29 protein-coding genes are annotated in these 19039 nt (G+C 29.3%); all 29 read right to left on the bottom strand.

Annotated features, from left to right (window positions below; translation table 11 throughout):
• Positions 1-2 precede the first annotated feature (2 nt).
• Entirely contained in the window at positions 3-452 is a 450-nt protein-coding gene (locus G594_RS0105695) for an arginine repressor (protein WP_027097701.1), read from the bottom strand.
• A 14-nt stretch (positions 453-466) separates the two neighbouring features.
• Positions 467-1306, bottom strand: a complete 840-nt coding sequence (locus G594_RS0105690) for an NAD(+)/NADH kinase (protein ID WP_027097700.1) — start codon at positions 1304-1306, stop codon at positions 467-469.
• Positions 1307-1323: 17 nt separating this feature from the next.
• The gene (locus G594_RS0105685) at positions 1324-2133 is read right to left on the bottom strand and encodes a TlyA family RNA methyltransferase (protein ID WP_027097699.1); all 810 of its coding nucleotides are present in this window, start codon (positions 2131-2133) and stop codon (positions 1324-1326) included.
• A gap of 15 nt (positions 2134-2148) precedes the next feature.
• Complete coding sequence (gene dxs, locus G594_RS0105680; protein ID WP_027097698.1) at positions 2149-4005, bottom strand: 1-deoxy-D-xylulose-5-phosphate synthase; 1857 nt, start codon at positions 4003-4005, stop codon at positions 2149-2151.
• Between the two features lie 18 nt (positions 4006-4023).
• Positions 4024-4896 (bottom strand): polyprenyl synthetase family protein, encoded by an 873-nt coding sequence (locus G594_RS0105675; RefSeq protein WP_027097697.1) that lies wholly within the window; start codon positions 4894-4896, stop codon positions 4024-4026.
• Positions 4892-5107: an exodeoxyribonuclease VII small subunit gene (locus G594_RS0105670; protein ID WP_027097696.1), complete on the bottom strand. Its 216-nt coding sequence runs from the start codon at positions 5105-5107 to the stop codon at positions 4892-4894. The genes G594_RS0105675 and G594_RS0105670 overlap by 5 nt, the downstream gene beginning before the upstream one ends.
• Positions 5108-5115: 8 nt before the next feature.
• Positions 5116-6312 (bottom strand): exodeoxyribonuclease VII large subunit, encoded by a 1197-nt coding sequence (xseA, locus tag G594_RS0105665; protein WP_027097695.1) that lies wholly within the window; start codon positions 6310-6312, stop codon positions 5116-5118.
• The gene (locus tag G594_RS0105660) at positions 6302-7150 is read right to left on the bottom strand and encodes a bifunctional methylenetetrahydrofolate dehydrogenase/methenyltetrahydrofolate cyclohydrolase (protein ID WP_027097694.1); all 849 of its coding nucleotides are present in this window, start codon (positions 7148-7150) and stop codon (positions 6302-6304) included. The genes xseA and G594_RS0105660 overlap by 11 nt, the downstream gene beginning before the upstream one ends.
• A gap of 11 nt (positions 7151-7161) precedes the next feature.
• The gene (gene nusB, locus G594_RS0105655) at positions 7162-7566 is read right to left on the bottom strand and encodes a transcription antitermination factor NusB (protein WP_027097693.1); all 405 of its coding nucleotides are present in this window, start codon (positions 7564-7566) and stop codon (positions 7162-7164) included.
• 182 nt (positions 7567-7748) lie between these two features.
• Positions 7749-8201, bottom strand: coding sequence for a GNAT family N-acetyltransferase (locus G594_RS0105650; protein WP_027097692.1), 453 nt, complete (start codon positions 8199-8201; stop codon positions 7749-7751).
• A 193-nt stretch (positions 8202-8394) separates the two neighbouring features.
• On the bottom strand, positions 8395-8904 hold the full coding sequence (locus G594_RS0105645; RefSeq protein WP_027097691.1) for a DUF4825 domain-containing protein: 510 nt from the start codon (positions 8902-8904) through the stop codon (positions 8395-8397).
• A gap of 62 nt (positions 8905-8966) precedes the next feature.
• A complete protein-coding gene (locus tag G594_RS0105640; protein ID WP_027097690.1) occupies positions 8967-9623 on the bottom strand; it encodes an HD domain-containing protein in 657 nt (218 codons plus the stop codon).
• A gap of 12 nt (positions 9624-9635) precedes the next feature.
• Entirely contained in the window at positions 9636-9938 is a 303-nt protein-coding gene (locus tag G594_RS0105635; protein WP_027097689.1) for a Dabb family protein, read from the bottom strand.
• Positions 9939-10008: 70 nt separating this feature from the next.
• The gene (locus G594_RS0105630) at positions 10009-10392 is read right to left on the bottom strand and encodes an Asp23/Gls24 family envelope stress response protein (RefSeq protein ID WP_027097688.1); all 384 of its coding nucleotides are present in this window, start codon (positions 10390-10392) and stop codon (positions 10009-10011) included.
• A gap of 84 nt (positions 10393-10476) precedes the next feature.
• Positions 10477-10998 (bottom strand): SpoIIIAH-like family protein, encoded by a 522-nt coding sequence (locus G594_RS0105625; RefSeq protein WP_027097687.1) that lies wholly within the window; start codon positions 10996-10998, stop codon positions 10477-10479.
• 38 nt (positions 10999-11036) lie between these two features.
• Positions 11037-11624 (bottom strand): stage III sporulation protein AG, encoded by a 588-nt coding sequence (locus G594_RS0105620; protein ID WP_027097686.1) that lies wholly within the window; start codon positions 11622-11624, stop codon positions 11037-11039.
• Positions 11625-11639: 15 nt separating this feature from the next.
• On the bottom strand, positions 11640-12206 hold the full coding sequence (spoIIIAF, locus tag G594_RS0105615) for a stage III sporulation protein AF (RefSeq protein WP_027097685.1): 567 nt from the start codon (positions 12204-12206) through the stop codon (positions 11640-11642).
• Between the two features lie 3 nt (positions 12207-12209).
• Entirely contained in the window at positions 12210-13421 is a 1212-nt protein-coding gene (spoIIIAE, locus tag G594_RS0105610; RefSeq protein ID WP_027097684.1) for a stage III sporulation protein AE, read from the bottom strand.
• Positions 13422-13429: 8 nt separating this feature from the next.
• Complete coding sequence (spoIIIAD, locus tag G594_RS0105605) at positions 13430-13813, bottom strand: stage III sporulation protein AD (RefSeq protein WP_027097683.1); 384 nt, start codon at positions 13811-13813, stop codon at positions 13430-13432.
• Positions 13814-13824: 11 nt separating this feature from the next.
• Positions 13825-14022 carry a stage III sporulation protein AC gene (gene spoIIIAC / locus G594_RS0105600; protein WP_027097682.1) on the bottom strand — a complete coding sequence of 66 codons (198 nt, stop codon included), beginning with the start codon at positions 14020-14022 and terminating at the stop codon, positions 13825-13827.
• A 15-nt stretch (positions 14023-14037) separates the two neighbouring features.
• Entirely contained in the window at positions 14038-14556 is a 519-nt protein-coding gene (gene spoIIIAB, locus G594_RS0105595) for a stage III sporulation protein SpoIIIAB (protein ID WP_027097681.1), read from the bottom strand.
• Positions 14538-15452: a stage III sporulation protein AA gene (gene spoIIIAA / locus G594_RS0105590; RefSeq protein ID WP_465038229.1), complete on the bottom strand. Its 915-nt coding sequence runs from the start codon at positions 15450-15452 to the stop codon at positions 14538-14540. The genes spoIIIAB and spoIIIAA overlap by 19 nt, the downstream gene beginning before the upstream one ends.
• A 228-nt stretch (positions 15453-15680) precedes the next feature.
• Entirely contained in the window at positions 15681-16043 is a 363-nt protein-coding gene (locus G594_RS0105585) for a CD1247 N-terminal domain-containing protein (protein ID WP_027097679.1), read from the bottom strand.
• A gap of 76 nt (positions 16044-16119) precedes the next feature.
• Entirely contained in the window at positions 16120-16677 is a 558-nt protein-coding gene (efp, locus tag G594_RS0105580; protein ID WP_027097678.1) for an elongation factor P, read from the bottom strand.
• Positions 16678-16837: 160 nt separating this feature from the next.
• The gene (locus G594_RS0105575; RefSeq protein WP_027097677.1) at positions 16838-17182 is read right to left on the bottom strand and encodes a hypothetical protein; all 345 of its coding nucleotides are present in this window, start codon (positions 17180-17182) and stop codon (positions 16838-16840) included.
• A 4-nt stretch (positions 17183-17186) separates the two neighbouring features.
• A complete protein-coding gene (locus G594_RS0105570; protein WP_027097676.1) occupies positions 17187-17585 on the bottom strand; it encodes a hypothetical protein in 399 nt (132 codons plus the stop codon).
• On the bottom strand, positions 17563-18204 hold the full coding sequence (locus tag G594_RS0105565) for a hypothetical protein (protein WP_027097675.1): 642 nt from the start codon (positions 18202-18204) through the stop codon (positions 17563-17565). Before G594_RS0105565 ends, G594_RS0105570 begins: the two co-directional genes overlap by 23 nt.
• 14 nt (positions 18205-18218) lie before the next feature.
• Positions 18219-18602, bottom strand: a complete 384-nt coding sequence (locus G594_RS0105560) for a hypothetical protein (protein WP_027097674.1) — start codon at positions 18600-18602, stop codon at positions 18219-18221.
• Positions 18593-18994 carry a hypothetical protein gene (locus G594_RS0105555; RefSeq protein WP_027097673.1) on the bottom strand — a complete coding sequence of 134 codons (402 nt, stop codon included), beginning with the start codon at positions 18992-18994 and terminating at the stop codon, positions 18593-18595. The genes G594_RS0105560 and G594_RS0105555 overlap by 10 nt, the downstream gene beginning before the upstream one ends.
• Between the last annotated feature and the right edge of the window lie 45 nt (positions 18995-19039).

Raw genomic sequence — 19039 nt, 5'->3', positions numbered from 1 at the left:
CCTTAAGATATTAAATTTCTTATTTTAACTACTAATTCTTCTGCGCCTTCAGTAGTTCTAAGCATTATAAATATTGTATTTTCACCTGCAATTGTTCCAGCAATCTCATCAAATCCAAAACTATCAATAGCTTCTGCAACTGGAGCTGCGCCTGCAGATACAGTCTTTACAACTACCATTTTATCTATATTTTCAACTGAAGTAGTTAAATTAGCTAAAACGTTAGTTAATTTATCTGACATATTATTTTCATTTGTCTTTGGAACAGCATATTTATACTTTCCTGAAGGCCCTTGCATTTTTATAAGCTTTAAGTTTTTTATATCTCTAGATACTGTAGCTTGAGTCACATCAAAACCTTCAGATTTTAACGTTTCTGCTAAATCTTCTTGTGTCTCAATATCTCTTTGGGCTATTATTTCCAAAATCTTTAAATGTCTTTTTGATTTCAAATTTTCTCACCATCTCATTCCTTAGAATTATTTAAGATTTTTGTCCTTAACACTTTAAAATAATCATAATCCTTAAACAAAAGAACTTGAACACTTTTTTCTGCTCTTTCAACCTTTATCTTAGTTCTTTGTTCAACCTTTGTAGCTTTTTGACCATCCACTGTTAAATAAATTTCTTCTTCCCCATTTTCAGGTATAATCTCAATTTTACTTTCTCCACTTAAAACCATTGTAGGCATACTTTTGGTATGAGGACAAATTGGAGTTAAGGTTATTAAATCAAGATTTGGATAAATAAAAGGCCCCCCTGCAGAAAATGAATATGCTGTTGATCCAGTTGGAGTTGCAACAATTAATCCATCACCCTTAAAAGTCGAATAAAGCTTTCCATCTACAAAGACTTGAAACTTTACCATTCTTGAAAGTGTGCCTCTTGCTACAACTACATCATTTAATGCATGTTCTTCAATAACTTCTCCATCTTTCATGGTTTCATATTTAAGAAGCATTCTATCATCAAGATTATATTCATCTTTTTTTAATTTTTCTATTGCTCTATCTATATCTGAAATTTCTGTACTAGACAGAAAACCTAGATTTCCAATATTGATACCGAAAATAGGTAATGAAGTTTTTTTACTAATTTCTCTTGCTACATTTAGGAGTGTGCCATCTCCCCCTAAGACAACAAGTAAATCTAAAGGGGTTTTAAACTCTTCATCTTTAATCTGGAATGAATTAAAAATTCTTATCTCCTCTAAATCGAAATTCATTTCAAACTTCTTTTTAACCATATTTAATATCTCATCATTTTTATCTTTAGTAGGATTTATGGCTATCCCTATTCTTTTCATACTTTCCCCCAAGAAAATTATATTTCAGTATGAGATGCTTCTACAACCTTATCCACATCTTCCCTAACAAAAGTACTTTCTCTTTCCATATCCTTAGTAAAATAAACTAAAAACTCTATGTTTCCTTCAGGTCCCTTTATAGGAGAATAACTAACTCCTAATACATTAAGATTATGTTCAATTAAATAATCAATAATTCCAAATACTACTTCTTTATGTACTTCAATGTCTCTTACAACACCTTTTTTTCCTACTTTTTCTTTACCTGCTTCAAATTGTGGCTTAATTAAAGCTACAACTTCACCTTTATCCTTTAAAAGTTCTATAGTTGCAGGCATTATCTTTTTTAATGATATAAATGATACATCTATAGAAGTAAAATCTACAAGTTCTCCTAAGTCTTCAGGTTTAACATATCTTATGTTTGTTCTTTCCATACAAACAACTCTTTCATCAGTTCTAAGCTTCCATGCAAACTGACCATATCCAACATCTATAGAAAAGACCTTACTTGCACCATTTTGTAGCATACAGTCTGTAAAGCCACCTGTTGATGCACCAATATCCATACATACTTTACCTTCTAATGTAATAGGAAAGTTTTTCATTGCCTTCTCAAGCTTTAATCCCCCTCTACTTACATAAGGTAATTTTTCACCTTTATATTCAATATTAGCTGTTACTGGAACCTTTTCTCCTGCCTTATCAACTCTTCTTCCATCTACAAAAACCTTACCAGCCATTATTGATGTTTTAGCTCTTTCTCTAGATGTAATTATTCCTCTATCAACTAATAGAATATCTAGTCTTTCTTTCTTATCTGCCATAATCTTCTCCTTATATTATATAAGTTTAAGCACAGTATCTGCTATTCCTTTTCCATCTAAACCATTATCCTCATATAGAAGATCTACATTACCTTGATTTATAAATTTATCATCGTATCCTAAGTTTACAAATTTACCTTTATGTCCACAGTTAGTTAACTCTTTTAATACTAGAGTACCTAAACCGCCATTTTTCATATTATCTTCTACAGTTACTATGTGGTAACCTTCTTTAGATAGTTCTCTTATTAAATCTGTATCTATTGGCTTAATAAAGGTAGCATTAATTATACTTGGGTTAACATTTTTTTCTTCTAATATTTTTTTTGCTTTTAAAGCATGTTGAACCATTTTTCCAGTAGCTATTATTGCTACTTTTTCACCTTTATTTAATGTTTCCCACTTACCTAGTTCTACTTTACTTATAGGAAACAAGCCATTTACTTCATCTCCACCTCTAGGATATCTTATAGCAACTGGTGTTCCTTTAGCTAAGGCCCATCTAAGTAACACATCAACTTCTTCTAAACACTTTGGTGCCATAATAGTCATGTTAGGAATCATTGATAAAAATGATATATCCATAATTCCTTGATGAGTTTCACCATCATCTCCAACAATACCTGCTCTATCTATGCAAAAAACAACAGGTAGGTTTTGTATGCATACATCATGTATAACTTGGTCAAATGCTCTTTGCAAGAAAGTTGAGTATACTGCAAACACAGGTTTTAAGCCACTACAAGCCATTCCTGCAGCTAAAGTAACTGCATGTTGTTCTGCTATTCCTACATCAAATAATCTATCAGGGAACTCCTTATAGAAGCATCTAAGACCTGTACCATCTGGCATCGCTGCTGTTATTGCTACAACGTCTTTATCCTCTTTTGCAATTCCTATTAAAGATTTTCCAAAGGCTTTTGAATAGCTATTTGATGGAGATATATTAGGTTCCCCACTCTCTAAATCAAAAGGAGAAACACCATGATATTTCCATGGACTTTTTTCTGCAAAATCATATCCTTTACCTTTTTTAGTTATGGTATGTATAATTACAGGTCCATTTATCTCTTTTGCTTTATTAAACATTTCAACCATTGTTGGTATATCATGACCATCTATAGGCCCTATATATTTTATTCCCATATCTTCAAACAACATTGAAGGGACAACTAATTGTTTAACACTATCTTTTAATTTTGATAATGAATGAATAACTGCTTTTCCTACAGAGCTATTGCCTAAGCTTGAATTAATATCCATCTTAAGTTTATTATATCCTGGTTCCATTCTTAATTTATTAAGATACGATGATATACCTCCTACATTTGGAGATATAGACATTTGATTATCATTTAAAACTATAATCATATCTGTCTTATTGAAACCAACATCATTTAATGCTTCAATGGCCATTCCACCAGTTAAAGCTCCATCACCTATTACTGCAACTACTTTATAATCTTCTTTTTTTAGATCTCTAGCTCTTGCCATACCTAAGGCTGCAGATATTGATGTACTACTATGCCCTGTATCAAATGCATCATATTTACTTTCATTCCTCTTAGGAAATCCGCTCATTCCATCTTTCTTTCTAAGAACCTTAAATCCTTCTTTTCTTCCAGTTAAAATTTTATGAACATAGCTTTGATGTCCAACATCCCATATTATTTTATCTTTTTCTAAATTAAAACTCTTGAAAAGACTAAGTGTTAATTCAACTACACCTAAGTTAGATGCTAAGTGCCCTCCAGTTTTAGATACACTATTTATAAGAAACTCTCTTATTTCTTCCCCTAAAGATCCTAATTCATTATTATTTAGAATTTTAATATCTTCAGGAAACTTCATATTATCTAAAAACTTTGTCATATTATCATTTCCTTTATACTAATATTCTCTCTCTAAAAGATTGTAAGTTAACTCCTTTAGATATTTAGCATCTACTGTCAAATCATTTAGTATAGAAATACATTCTTCTGTTAACTCTTTGCAAAGATATTCGCATCTGTCTATACCATACATTGTAACAAAGTTGCTCTTATTTTTATCCTCATCCTTATTAGTGTTTTTGCCTAACTTATCTACTGAACCTAAAACATCTAATAAATCATCTTTAATTTGAAAAGCTAACCCTAGTTTTTGACCAAAAATATCAAACTTTTCAATATCACTTTCGTTAGCCTCCCCTAATATTGCACCTGCAACAATAGAACTTCTTATAAGTTCACCTGTTTTCTTTAAATGCATATATTTTAACTCTTCTTCTGATAGTGTTTCCTTTTCTTCACTTAATATATCTACAACTTGACCACCAATCATACCATCAGCACCAGCTGCATTAGCTATTTCTTTTGAAGCTCTTAATGCATTCTTTCCTGATTTTAGTGAATAATCCATCATTAAAATCATAGCTTCATTTAATAATGCATCTCCAGCTAATATTGCTATAGACTCTCCAAAAACTTTATGGTTTGTTGGTTTGCCTCTTCTTAAATCATCATTATCCATTGCTGGAAGATCATCATGAATTAAAGAATAAGTGTGAATCATTTCTATTGCAGCTGCCATAGGCAATACTTCTTTATAGGATACTTTATATAAACTATATGTTAATAAAAGTAATATTGGTCTTATTCTTTTTCCACCAATATTTAAACTATAACTTGCTGCATCATAAATTTTCTTATTATAACTTCCTTTTTCCAAAAAATAATTACTTAAATATTCTTCTATATCCCTTTTACACTGGTCAATCTTAATTACCATCTTCAAACTCCACTTCTTTTTCTTCTTTTATAATAGAAATTTTGCCTTCTAGTGTATTTAAAGTTTTATATAATTTATTAACTATTTTTACTCCCTCTTCATAGGATTTCATAGATTCCTCTAGAGAAAGTTCCCCATTTTCTAATTCTCCTAAAACTCCTTGAAGCTTTTGAAGCATTTCTTCATAACTCTCTTTTTTTGCCATAAATCCTCCTATTTATTAGGGCTAAACTTACCTTTTACTAGGCCATCAGCTAAGAAAACATTTATTTCTTTCTCCTCTGACATTCTTTTTACGGTATTTATAACACCACTTTCATCCTCTATTATAGCATAACCTTTATTAAGTAGGTTACATGGATTTTGTGCCATTAAAAGATTATTTAGTCCAGATAATTTTTCTTTTTCAAGATTAATCTTGTTAACTATGTTAGAATTGAGCCTTTCTTTAAGCTTTTCTACTATCATATAATTATTAACAATCCTAGTCATAGGTGAGTTTAACTTAAGTATTCTGCTTAATGAATCCACCTTATTTTTTTCTAATTGAAGCTTGTTAGCTATAATACTTCCCATTCTATTATTCATATATTCTATTGCATCTTCTATATCTGATTGCAAAGGTACAGCTATTTCAGCTCCTTGTGATGGAGTAGCTGCTCTTACATCACTCACAAAATCAGAAATAGTAAAATCCACTTCATGTCCAACAGCTGATATTATAGGTATTTTCGATTTAAATATAGCCTTTGCTAATTCTTCTTCATTAAAGTTCCATAGTTCTTCTATAGAACCTCCACCTCTACCTATTATTATTACATCTACTGATTTAGTTCTATTAAAGTATTTTATACCATCAATAACTTCCTTGTAAGCTCCAATCCCTTGAACCTTAGCTGGATAAAGCACTAAATCTACTAATCTATTTCTTCTTCTAGAAACATTTATAATATCTCTAATTGCAGCACCAGTTGGAGATGTAACTATTCCTACTCTACTAGGAAACTTAGGTACTTCTTTTTTTAATTCTTCATCAAAGTATCCTTCTTTACTAAGTTTTTCTTTTAATCTTTCAAACTTTATGTAAAGTTCCCCTCTACCTTCCTGTTCAATAGTATCGCAATAAAGCTGTATACTACCATTTTGAGGGTAAATAGAAGCTCTTCCTCCAATTACTACTCCCATTCCTTCTTCTAAAGTAAGCTTAAGCATAATTGCCTTACTTCTAAACATAACACAGTTTATTTTCCCCCCTTCATCCTTAAGAGAAAAATAAATATGTCCACTAGAATGGTACTTTAAATTAGAAATCTCTCCTTTTACAGAGAGATTATTAAGTATAAAATCATTATCTATTATTCGTTTTAAATAATTATTAACCTCACTAACAGTTAAAGTCTTAATCTTCATACTCTTCTGCCGCCTTGCAAGCATTTTTTATTAAAAGTGTTGTAGTTAATGCTCCTACTCCTCCTGGTACTGGAGTTAAATATGAAGCCTTATCTATAACTTTGTCAAAATCTACATCCCCTGTTATTTTACCTTCAAAGGATGAAGTTCCAACATCTATAACTACTGCACCTTCTTTTACATAAGTCTCATCTAAGAATTTAGGTTTACCTATTGCTACAACTAAAATATCAGCTCTTTTACAAACCTCTTTTAAATCCTTAGTTCTTGAATGACATATAGTTACTGTAGCATTCTCCTTTAGTAACAGTTGCGCTACAGGCTTTCCAACTATATTACTTCTACCAATAACAACTGCTTCTTTTCCGCTCAAATTAATACCTAAACTTTTAATTAGGGTGACAACTGAATTCGGGGTACAAGGTAAGAAACCATCTTCGCCCATATATAACTTACCTTGTGATTCAAAAGTTAAGCAGTCAATATCTTTTTTAGGAGATATTCTAGCTACTGCTTCCTTTTCATCAATACCTTTTGGTAGAGGAAGTTGAATTATAATACCATGAACTTTCTTGTCTTCATTTAATTTATCAATAGTATTTAACAATTCTTCTTTGGATGTATCCTCTGGAAGTTCAACTCTCTTAAAAAGAATTCCTAAAGATGTAGCAACCTTCTCTTGACTATTCATGTAATAAATAGAACCGCCATCATTTCCTACAAGAATTGATGCTATTTGAGGAATATCTTTTCCTTCTTTTATTCTTTTGTCTACATAGCTCTTTATTTCTTCTTTTATATTAGTTGCAATTTCTCTACCATTTATAATTTGCCCCATTTTATTTCCCCCTATATATTTTTTAGAACCTTATCTAAAACTCCGTTAACAAATGAAACTGACTTTTCATCTGAATATCTCTTTGTTAATTCTAGTGCTTCATTTAAAGCAACCTTTTCTGGAACATCTTCTACATAAAGCATTTCATATATTCCCATTTCTAAAATGCAAAGATTAATTTTAGAAATTCTGTCAAGCTTCCAGTTTTGTAAATTCTTTTCTATTATTGAATCTAACTCAGCTCTCTTTTCATTAATTCCTTCTAATATATTATTTATGTAACCAAAATCTATACCATCTAGACCTTCTTCACTGTTCTCTTTGAACATTTCTATAACTTCTTGTGGTGTATCTTTACTTAATGTCATTCCAAATACTAATTCTAATGCTTTTTCTCTTGAATCTTTTCTACTCATTATTTCCTCCAAATTTAAATCTATATAAATATTTATTACCTTTATTATAGACTTTATAAAAATATAATAAACGACTTTTATTATTTTATCACAAGGGAACTAAGCTTTCCACAAAAAATCACCCATTATTAACTATTTTATCATCTCGAAACCATATAGTTATATTTATTACAAATTATTCTTTAAAGCTTTAAGGAATATAACAGCTCTCCATTTATAATTTCTCCTGTATTTTTAAACCCAACATCTTCATAAAGATTTTTAGCTTTTATATTTTCTGGATAGAATGATAAAAATATTTCCTTGCATTCTTTAAGCTTTTTCATTTCTTCTATTATTATTTTAATTGCTTCTTTACCATAACCTCTTCCTTGATATTTATGATGGATCATTAATCTACATAACTCATAAAAATTATCCTCATAGCAATATCCATACATAGTAAATCCAATGATTTTATCTTCATCATATATTCCTTTTGTAATCCATCCATTTTCTATTTTAGATTGAGCTAGGGATAAAGTATTAGATGGAATAAATTCTTCAAATACAAAATGCTGATTGCTTTTGTCTGTTGTTAAAGCTATACACTCTAACCAATTCTCTTCATTAATATCTCTTAAATTAATTTTCATATAACAATCCCCCTAAACCACTTCTAATACAATAAATTATAAATCACTTATCCAATTCTTTACAGCATAATTTCTATTCAACATATTTATATATTTTTAACTTCTTATATTTATATAAATACTTAAATACATATTTATAACTTAATTTTATTTCAAAAAAAGAAACTACATCTCTGTAGTTTCTCCACCAATTTTATTTTGCTACAATAACTTTTAACTCATTAAATTTATTCCACGTCTCTTCATCTTCAAGCATCTTATCCATATACTGTCCTAATACTGCTTCTATATACGATCTTGAATAATTATAACTTTTTTTCTCTATGTCCCCTACTTTAAAAGATATATTATCAACGTCCTCTATTAATGTAAATAAAATTGCGCTATTCTTTTGAAGCACATTTTGTGGATTCTCCCAAAAGCTAGCATACTCATCCTTATCATTAGCTCTAATAGCATATTCAACTTCAATATCATTTGAATCTTTTACCCTTTGAACTTTATCTACATAGAGTTCACCTGGTAGCTTCTTTAATATATCATATGCTTTATTATCTTCTAATTTAGAATTCTCATATTTCTTTAATGATTCAATTTTTACTTCTGCAGTTGATAACACATTATCTTTCTTAGTACTACACCCTGTAACAGTAATCATAAGTAAACACAATAATATAATTATGGAAATCTTTTTCTCATACAATATACCTCCCACATATAATCCCATTATTATATTACCATATTTTTACATATAATATGTCTTTTTTATTTATCTTTAGCAAAATTCCACTCTAGAAAGAATTCATTTAAATAATTCTCCATAAACTTATGTCTTTCTTCTGCTATTCTTTTTCCTTCGGTTGTGTTCATCTTATCTTTAAGCTTTAATAATTTTTCATAGAAATGATTTATTGTTGTACTTTTTTTATTTTTCACTTCTTCTAGAGAATTATAACTATTAATACTTATATCTGGATCATATATAGGATTATTTTTATATCCTCCATAGGTAAAGGTTCTTGCTATACCAATAGCTCCAATTGCATCTAATCTATCAGCATCTTGAACAATCTTCCCTTCTATACACTCTTGAGAAGAATCAACAATGCCTCCTTTAAATGAAATTTTTTTTATTATTTTTATAATCCTATCCCTATCACTTTTCTTAACTTGAAGATTCTCTAATAAAGCTTCTATTTCCTCAGTTTCTGTTTTATTATCATTAGAAAATTTCCAGTCTCTAATATCATGAAGTAGAGCGCACATTTCAATAATAAATATGTCTCCCCCTTCTTTTTTATAAATAGCTTTTGAGGTATTATATACCCTTTCTATATGGAACCAATCATGTCCACTCCCTTCATTTATAAGTTTATCTTTTACATATCTCTTCGTTTGTTTTATAATATCTTTCTTATCCATAGTTCTCCTAACTTAAACTATATAGTCTGCAACAATTCTTGAATTAGTAACCTTTTTAACATAAGAAGCAACCTCTACATGTTTAGGATTTATTTGGTAACTATCTAAATCTTCCTTACAGTTAAATTCTGAATATAAAACTATATCATAGGCTTGTTCAGATTTATTAAAATCTATACCAACCTCAATTTTTACTATTTCCTTAATTTTATCCTTTAATCCTTCTAACATATTCTTTATTAATTTAGCATTTTCTTCTTTAGAGTGCCCCTCTGCTTCTTCTTTTAATTTCCACATAACTATATGCTTTATCATTTCTCCACCTCCATTTTTTATAAAACCGAAAAAAAGGAATTATACTATAAAGCATAACTCCTTTTATAAACTATTCTTCTACTTTTTCTTCTTCCTTTGGTAAGTAAATATTTTGTACATAAACATTTACACCACTAACAGTTAAACCTGTCATAGCTTCTACTGTTTTCTTAACGTTCTCTTGAACTTGGCCTACGACATCCATTATTCTTACACCATATTCAACTGAAACTTCAAGTTCAATAGTAGCTCTATCTTCTTCTAAAGTAACCTTTACAGCTTTACCTACTGCTTTTTTTCCTTTAAAAATTTGAGTTATATTATTAGAAACTCCAGTATGTTGGAATCCTACAACTCCTTGTATCTCTTCAGCTGCTATACCAGCTATTACACTTACAACTTCGTCGGATATTTTTACAACCCCAACATTTTCTTCATTGTTGAAATCTTGCATTTTGTTCGCCCTCCTAAGCTTTGTAAAACAAAACTAAATTATCTTACGTTAATTATATCAAAATAGAAAATATATTACAATGTATTATTTTTTCACAGAAATATTAACATCACTAATTCCACAAGCGCTTTGAACTATCTCTTGGATTATAGCTCCTTCTTTTTCAGTAAGCTGATTATCTGACTTAACTATTATGTCAGCTTTTTTACTATCATCAGAAATTTCACAAATAGCATCACTATAACCTTTATTCTTTATATTTGTTTCTATTGTTTTTTGTTGACTTTGTCTTAATGTTATTTTTGTAATCTGTGCAGATGCAGCATCTTTTTGTGATTGTGAAGTCTTCTCATTTTCAACTACATCTTTTAGTCCTTGTATAGCTGAGGCATCATTGTTTTCTCTTGTGCTTCTTGCATCTATAAAGAAATCTGTTTGACTGATTGTTTCCTTATCCTTGTCTTCATCTTTCTCCCCTTCAACCAATGCCCCTGCTAAATCGCTAGCATCATTTAAACCACCATTATTTAATTTTGCTCCTAAAATAGCAGTACATACTATTAATGCTAATAAAGTAAAGATAATCCCAACTTGTTTTTTTGTCATTTTTTATTCCTCCCATCAACTTTCTATTGAATTATATGCTAAATCCCCATAGGATATACATTAACCTTTTCAACTGATATCCCATATAAACTAGATACAGCTTTTTCTATGTCATATCTAACCTTGCTACTTTCTGCACCCTCTGCAGCAATAACAACGCCTATTACCTTAGGCTTATATGTTTTTAAAATTACTGGTGAATTTCCACCAGACTCACTACTCATTACAACCTTAGTTGTGTCATTTTGCTGATCGCTAACTCTCTTTCCACCATTTGTATCTGTTTCTTCTGTTTTTGTTGTTTGGTTTGTACTATCATATGCTGCTACCTTCTCTTCTCCACTCTCAAAGTTAATCATTACATCAACTTCTCCAACTCCATCTATTTTTCTTAGAATGTTTGTAAGTTCAATCTTTTGTTTATCTTCATAAGTAGAGGCAGTAGTGTTTACTTTTGTATTATTTTCTTCAGTGAGAACTTCATTCTTACCATTTAAAAGTCCTGGCGCTAAAATGGTAATGGCTATTAATATAAAACCAATAACTAAAAGCACCGCAAGAATATTACCCATATACTTGTTTTTAAATAATTTACTAACCTCATTCTTTAGCTTCTTAAAATCCATTGATATCCCTCCTTTTTACAAATAATACACTACTATCTTATCCTTACTTATTTCTAATTCATCTGAAAGAAAATCCTTCACCTCTTTTTGAATGCTATCCTCTTCCTTAACATCTTTTTCCTCTTCCCCAATCTTAACTTCCTTTACTTTCTTAATCCCTTTTTCGCTTATTCCTATACGTAATTCATTAATCTGACAAGTCATATTATCAAAATCTACTATGCAATCAAGGTCGCTTTCAAAATTCATATCTTTAAATTCTTTTAATAACTTATTAATGCAGTTTTTATTAAAGTTATCCTTAAAACTGTCCTCTCTAAGTTGCTGTGTTGCTATAGTAGTATCCTCTTTACTTATGCCTTCTTCTATCTCTTTATCATATTGATCAATAATAGATGTTAAGGCTGTTTCCCCCTGTGAAAAGAACTTTACAATTGGATTTAATAATACAGCTACCAGTATTAGACCCATTACAAACTTCAAATATTTTTTCATGCTGTTATCTGGTCCAACAAGCTCTATAGCTGTAATAAATATTAATGTAGTAACAAGTGTTGTTATAAAACCTTTAATTAACTCCATCTCTTATCCCCCCACAATAAACTTTCCAGCAGAGGCCATAATTGCTAACAAAACAAAGAACATTAAACTTACGCTTAAAACGCATGATAACAATAATACCAATGAATCCCCTGTTGCTGCAATTGTACTTGTTATTCTTTTATCACTTATTGGCTCTACAAGTGCTGCTGACATTTTATATATAAATGTCATAAGAACCATTTTTATTATTGGATATAGAATGATAAGTATTATAACCATAAGTCCAATTCCACTTATTGCATTTTTTATAATTAAGGAATATCCAGCAACTGATGTAATTGCATCTGAAAAAGCTTTACCTACTATAGGTATAAAATTATCTACTGCAAATTTTGTTGTTTTTAAAGCAACAGCATCTATCGTTGTACTAGTTATACCTCTTATTGTTAAAAGAGCTATAAAAGAGGTAATTATTATTCCTTGGATCCATACTGTCCACTGCTTTAATAATTTACACAGGTTATCTATTTTATGCTCTTCCGAAAGATTATTAGCAAATTGTAGAACAAAACCTACCATAATTAATGGAATTATTACAGTTACATATATCCTTGGTATTATTACAACTGCTGCCATTACAATTGGGTCTATGGTTGCTGCTTGAGTAACACCTCCTGCTAAAGCTATCATTGTAACCAAAACAGGTAAAATTGCTGCCATAAAATCTGCTACACCATTAATAACATCTTTTGCTACAGATATTGATATTAAAAAGCTTTTTGAAAGAAGCATAACCATAACTGCATAACATGCATAAAAAGCTATCTGAGATATACTTTTTGTACTAAAAGCATCCTGTAGATTTTTTAACAAGGTACATAATATAGCTATTACTATCATTGAAATAGCAAGCTTTAATACACTACCAACTTCTTTAAATAGAAGAGAAACTACAGCCTTGCCTAACTGTGAAAAGGATAGGTTACCCTTTCCATTTGTTATATAGCTTTTTACATATTCAACAGGGTCAAGATCATTCATAAGCTCAACATCTACCTTCATCTTATTGATATAATCATAAAGTCCCATTAAATCTTTATTTGTTTCAGGATCTATCATTCCCTCATCTACTATTGTCTCAATAGCCGATTTATTTTCTTCTTCTTCTGCATTAACTATAGCTGTTGGAGATATGATAGAAAAAATACATATGTTTATCACTAATAAAATCATAAGTCTCTTAAATCTCTTCATATTTACACCTACAAAATTTGTAATATAGAGTCTAATACAGCCATCAATATTGGAATTGCTAAAACTAGTATGAACATCTTCCCTGAAAACTCAACCTTGGATGCTAAACTTCCAGCCCCTGAATCCTTGCATATTTCACTTGCAAAACTGGCCAGATATGCTATAGCTAATATCTTAAGTACTATCTGTATATAAACTGTATCTATACCTGCTCTATCAGCTATGTTCTTCAGGAAATTAACTACTTCACTAACTTGTGAAATACAATATATAAAAATCACTACACCAGCAGCTAAAAGAATTAAGGCTGCTAGGTCTCCTCTTTTATCTTTAAAAAGTAAATATAAAAATAGGGCAACAAGCGCAAAGGAAATAACCTTTAAAATCATCATCTTACTATCACCTAGAACATAAACATTGTCTTTACTGTATTAAACAAATTACTAATTAATGAAATTATCATAATTAATATAATTACTATTCCTGCTATGTTAGTGATAGCTGCTATTTCACTTTTTCCACTACTAGTTAAAACCTTGTCCAATATCACCAAAATAATTCCTGCCCCACCTATTTTAAAAAGTATACTTAAATCCAGCATAATCTTCCTCCTAATCTACAATAAAAATATGGATATCATTGCCCCAAAACACATTCCTAAATATCTATAAAGCTTTGTATTCTTTTTAGATTCTTCTCCAGCTTCTTTTATATTTATCTTTAAGTTTTCTAATGCTAGATTAAAAATCTTCTCTTGCCCATAAACCCCAGAGTAACCTAAGGATTTTAGAAAATCTCCTAAGATATCCTTATCTTCTTTATTCAAATAAACCTCTTCTTTAACATCTTCATAATTTTCTTTAAAGGCTATATAAACATCTCCTATTTCCCCATTTTTCAAGTCATCTGAAACGTTTGATATTAGTTTATTAAATGGCTCCTTGCTTTTTTTTGATATTTCATACAAGGCTTCTGGTAATGGTGTTGTATTAAATACAACTTCATTTTGTAATAGTAATACCCCTTTATAGCATTCGTTAAGATTTAATAACCTTTTTCTAAAACTCTCACCATAAATATACCCTGCAAAAGTAAATATAGAGAAAATACTAATTATCAATATAATCTTGACCACTTTTTTTCTCCTCCTTTGCTTAATGAATAAACATTCTCTACTGTCCCAACACCCTCTCTATTGCTCAGCAAAATAACTCTTTCTACAACGTTATTTTCCAATAGCTCTTTAAAAACACTTCTGTTTGTTAAATCATCAATACTTTCTCCATGTAAGGTTACAATAATGTTTACTCCTGAATTAAAAGCCATAATAAGTGCTTCAATATCCTTTAATGTTCCTATTTCATCACATATAATAATCTCTGGTGATAAACTTCTTATGGCCATAATTAACCCTTCACTTTTTAAACAATTATCAAGAACATCAGTCCTTATTCCAACTTTCATTTGAGGTACTCCAAGATAACTAGCTGCAATTTCACTTCTTTCATCTATAATTGATATCTTTTTGCCCCCATCAGATAGGTTCCTTGCAATATCTCTTAGAATAGTTGTTTTACCACACTTAGGTGGTGAAATAATCAAGGTATTTAATACCTTTTTATCTTCCACTATATATTTCATAACTTTTTTTGAACACCCAAGTATCTCCCTACAAATTCTTATATTTAATGAAGAAATATTTCTTATAGTTTTTACTTTTCCATTATCCATAACACACTCACCTGCTAGTCCAACTCTGTGCCCTCCTCGTATAGTTATGAATCCTTGTCTTATTTCTTCTTCATAGGCATATAATGAATAGTTAGAAATTCTTTGAAGTATGTACTTTATGTCTTCTCTTCCCAATATATAGCTAAGTACCACCTCACCTTTAGATGATGTAATTATTATTGGTTTCTCTATTTTTAACCTTATCTCTTGTAAAGCATTATCTTTCAAATATTCTCCTAAAGCCTCTACGACTCTAGGTGGAAATAATTTTACTATTCCCTCATCCAAAATATCCATCACTTCCTCCTCCCTAGTTTGATTCCTATATAATTTCTATTTACGTAATTTAAAAATTATAACCTTATTTTATAAAAATATGTGAACTAATTATTTTGCATAAAAAAATTGGGGTGGATATTTATTTTTCTCCTTCCGTCGCAAGCTCCAAGTCACAGAAAAATAAATATCCCCCCGCTCCTACTAAAGGTAAGGAATAAAAAAAAGAATCCTAAAAAGGATTCTTAAAAATTATTTCACTATATTTTCTCCACAATATGGACATGGTATATTATCTTCTTCTAATGCAGAGGCTTCAATAAAGATAGGTTTTGCACATTTACTACAGCTAACTTCTGTATACTCTGATTCAAATTCATCTAAATCTTCTAATGATACTTCCTCAAACAATTCTTCTTGAATTTCTGATATATCATCATCCATATACTTTAAGTTTTCAGAAAGAACAGCTTCATTCACCATAATTTCTTCAATTTTATTACTTAATCCATCTAAAATTGATGAAATATTGTTAAAAACGCTTTTATACTCTGATTTATCTATAGTTGAAATTTCTTCTTTTAATTTTTCTATATTATTTCTTATTTCCTTCATACAAACACTTCCTTGTATGTATTTCATAGATAGCAAAAAGTTGCTAAGCAAATTGAACTTAGCAACTTTCTTAATATTAAACTCTTTCCATGTAATCGCCAGTTCTTGTATCTACTCTTATAGTATCTCCTTCATTAACGAACATTGGAACATTAACTACTGCACCTGTTTCAACTGTAGCAGGCTTTAATGCATTTGTAGCAGTATTACCCTTTACACCTGGTTCACAGTGAGTGATTTGTAATTCTACGAAGTTTGGAGCTTCTACTGAGAAAGCTTCTCCCTTATAGAACTTAATTATTGCAAACATATTTTCCTTTAAGAACTTTATAGCATCTTCTACTTTTTCATAGTTTAGTGGAATTTGCTCATATGTTTCTTGATCCATGAAGTAGTATAATTCTCCATCGCTATAAAGGTATTGCATTTCTTTTCTTTCAATAACTGCTTCTTGGAACTTTGCAGTTGGGTTGAAAGTTGTATCTGTAACACCACCAGATATAACATTTCTTAACTTTGTTCTAACGAAAGCTGCTCCCTTACCTGGTTTAACGTGTAAGAAGTCTACAACTGTGTAAACTTGTCCTTCATGTTCAAAAGTCGTACCTTTTCTTAAATCTCCTGCTGATATCATTTAAATATCCCTCCAAAATGTATAAGTTTCAAATATAAATACCTAAAATATACGATACTCTTATTGCATCTAACAATTTCCGTATACACAACAAATTTATTTTATCAGAAGAAAACTAGAATTGCAATTATTTTAGTCACTTCTACCTAAAATTCTCCTATTATGAATATTTAAATGTAAAATTTCCATATATAGTATCTGAGTGTAATTCTAACGAATAATCTAAAATATTTAACTTATCTAGAGAATTTATTTTCTTCAAAAACTCCCCATTTTCTCCGCTTATTACGCCATTAATAATATAATCTTCTCCTGATTTATAAATATTTTTCACTTCTATTGTGTTATCATTTAAGTATTCTAAAACTTCTGTAAGCGAGTATTTTTTTACTATAACTTTTTCTGTCAGTGTAGGCTTTGCCTCTTCTTTTTTAGAATAAAATATAAAGTAGGATTCAATACCTATAAAAATCAATAAAACTATAGCTAGTATTTTATTTTTCATACTATTACCTCTTTATTAGTTCTATTTTATATTTATCATCGCCAAGATAATATATATTATTTATAGATACCTTATCATCTTTACTTAATTGCTCTAAAGTTTCATTGTTGATTACTTCTAGTGAGGCATTATTTTTAACTATATTTCCTTTTACGCCATTCTTATTTAAACTAAGCCAAAATATAACTTCATCCTTTTTTATACAATTTGCACTCGCATATTCTACATTTTCTATTTTAACCTCTTCTTTAGTATTTATACTTCTTAATAAAAACGGTAATAAGATAAGTGCTGTGATTATTAAAATATATAATCCTCTTTTTTCATCCTTTGAATCTTTCCTCACCTTATCATTTACATATTCTATTGGTAGAAAATTTTTATTTATAAACTTTTTTTGCATTTAATACCTCTCCAAAATCCTTTATGACAAAAGTGTTATAACTCTCTGGAAACTCTTTTGAAATGCCCTCTTCAATGTATGTTTTTAGATTTTTCTCTCTTTCCACTTCTAGATATTTCTCAATAAACCTTGAAAGGCTAGTGTCTACAAAACTTCTAGCTATAAAATTATTATCACATGAAATATAATAGTAGTTTCCCTTATAACTAAATAAAGTTTCCCAGTTCTTTTCCCTTACATTCTTTTTAAACTTTTTAAAAAAACACATCTGAATAGGCTCTACTGTAATAGATGCTGCTCCTTGGCATAATTCACGTATTTTCATTCCACCTTTAACAGCATATATTATAAGTTCACCTTTTCTTCTAGAAAATTCATAATGAAACAAAAAATCTTCACTACTTCCAAAAGCTCTTTCTATTACAGTCTGAATTTCTTCTTCCTTAACTTTAACTTTTCTATTTAGCTTTATCTTTTTTGTATATAAATCCTCTCCTAAAATTATTACTTTTCTCTTTTTACCTAATTTAATTCCCCTTAGGATTTCCAAAGAAAAATTGTATGTATTATTTTTATAGAAAATTTTTTCATTACATATTTCTATTAAATTATTTTCCACTAAACACCTCCATTTTAATACCTATAACTATAAGGTATTAAACTTTTTCCACTACCATCTTCTTTTAAAAATGTATAATTTTCATCATTACCTAAAATAAAAACCTTTTTATTTATGTCATATTTCAAAAAAACATTTTCTCTTATATATACCTTGTCATCACTATTATTTTTCAAGTAATTTATAGCAGTGTTATTAACTATTAAATAATTATCTAACTCTTCTATTTCACATTCTAAATTATAACTTTTCATATCTTTGCTATAATACTGATCAAATTTTTCCCTCTTTAGTCCATTTATTATCATTGTCACTAATACTGTAGAAAAGAAAGATATTAACATTAATATATAAATGAGATTAATTAATACATAACCTTTTTCTTTTCTTAAATACATTTAACGTACCTCTCTCCCCCTTTAGTTATTTCTGCATATACTAGATTTCCTTTTTTATAAACCTTAAAATCCTCTATGCTTTCTATTATTGGATTATTGCTTACCTCTTGAACATTAGTTTCATTGTAATGAACAATACTTAAATTATTTCCTCTCTTTAAAACCCTTTTTATCTTATAGTTTTCATATCCTATACTTTCATATATTTCAACTGTATCTTCACTTTTATCTACTTTAAACACATCCTCTTTAGATGAAAAGTAATCAATTGTACTAAAAGCATTATAAACTTGATTCATTTCTCTACTTTTAATAATTAAATTTCTGGTGTAGTTATAAGCTTCTATAGCTGTACTTACTGCAATGGAAATTATTATTAATGATATGCTCAAATAAATTGTTGTTTCTAGTAAAGTGAATCCTTTATTAGAATTAGT

Source organism: Clostridium paraputrificum AGR2156 (assembly GCF_000424025.1).
Lineage (GTDB): Bacteria > Bacillota > Clostridia > Clostridiales > Clostridiaceae > Clostridium > Clostridium paraputrificum.
Note: the sequence above shows the minus strand (reverse complement) of the source record. Positions and strands in the feature narration are given on the sequence as shown.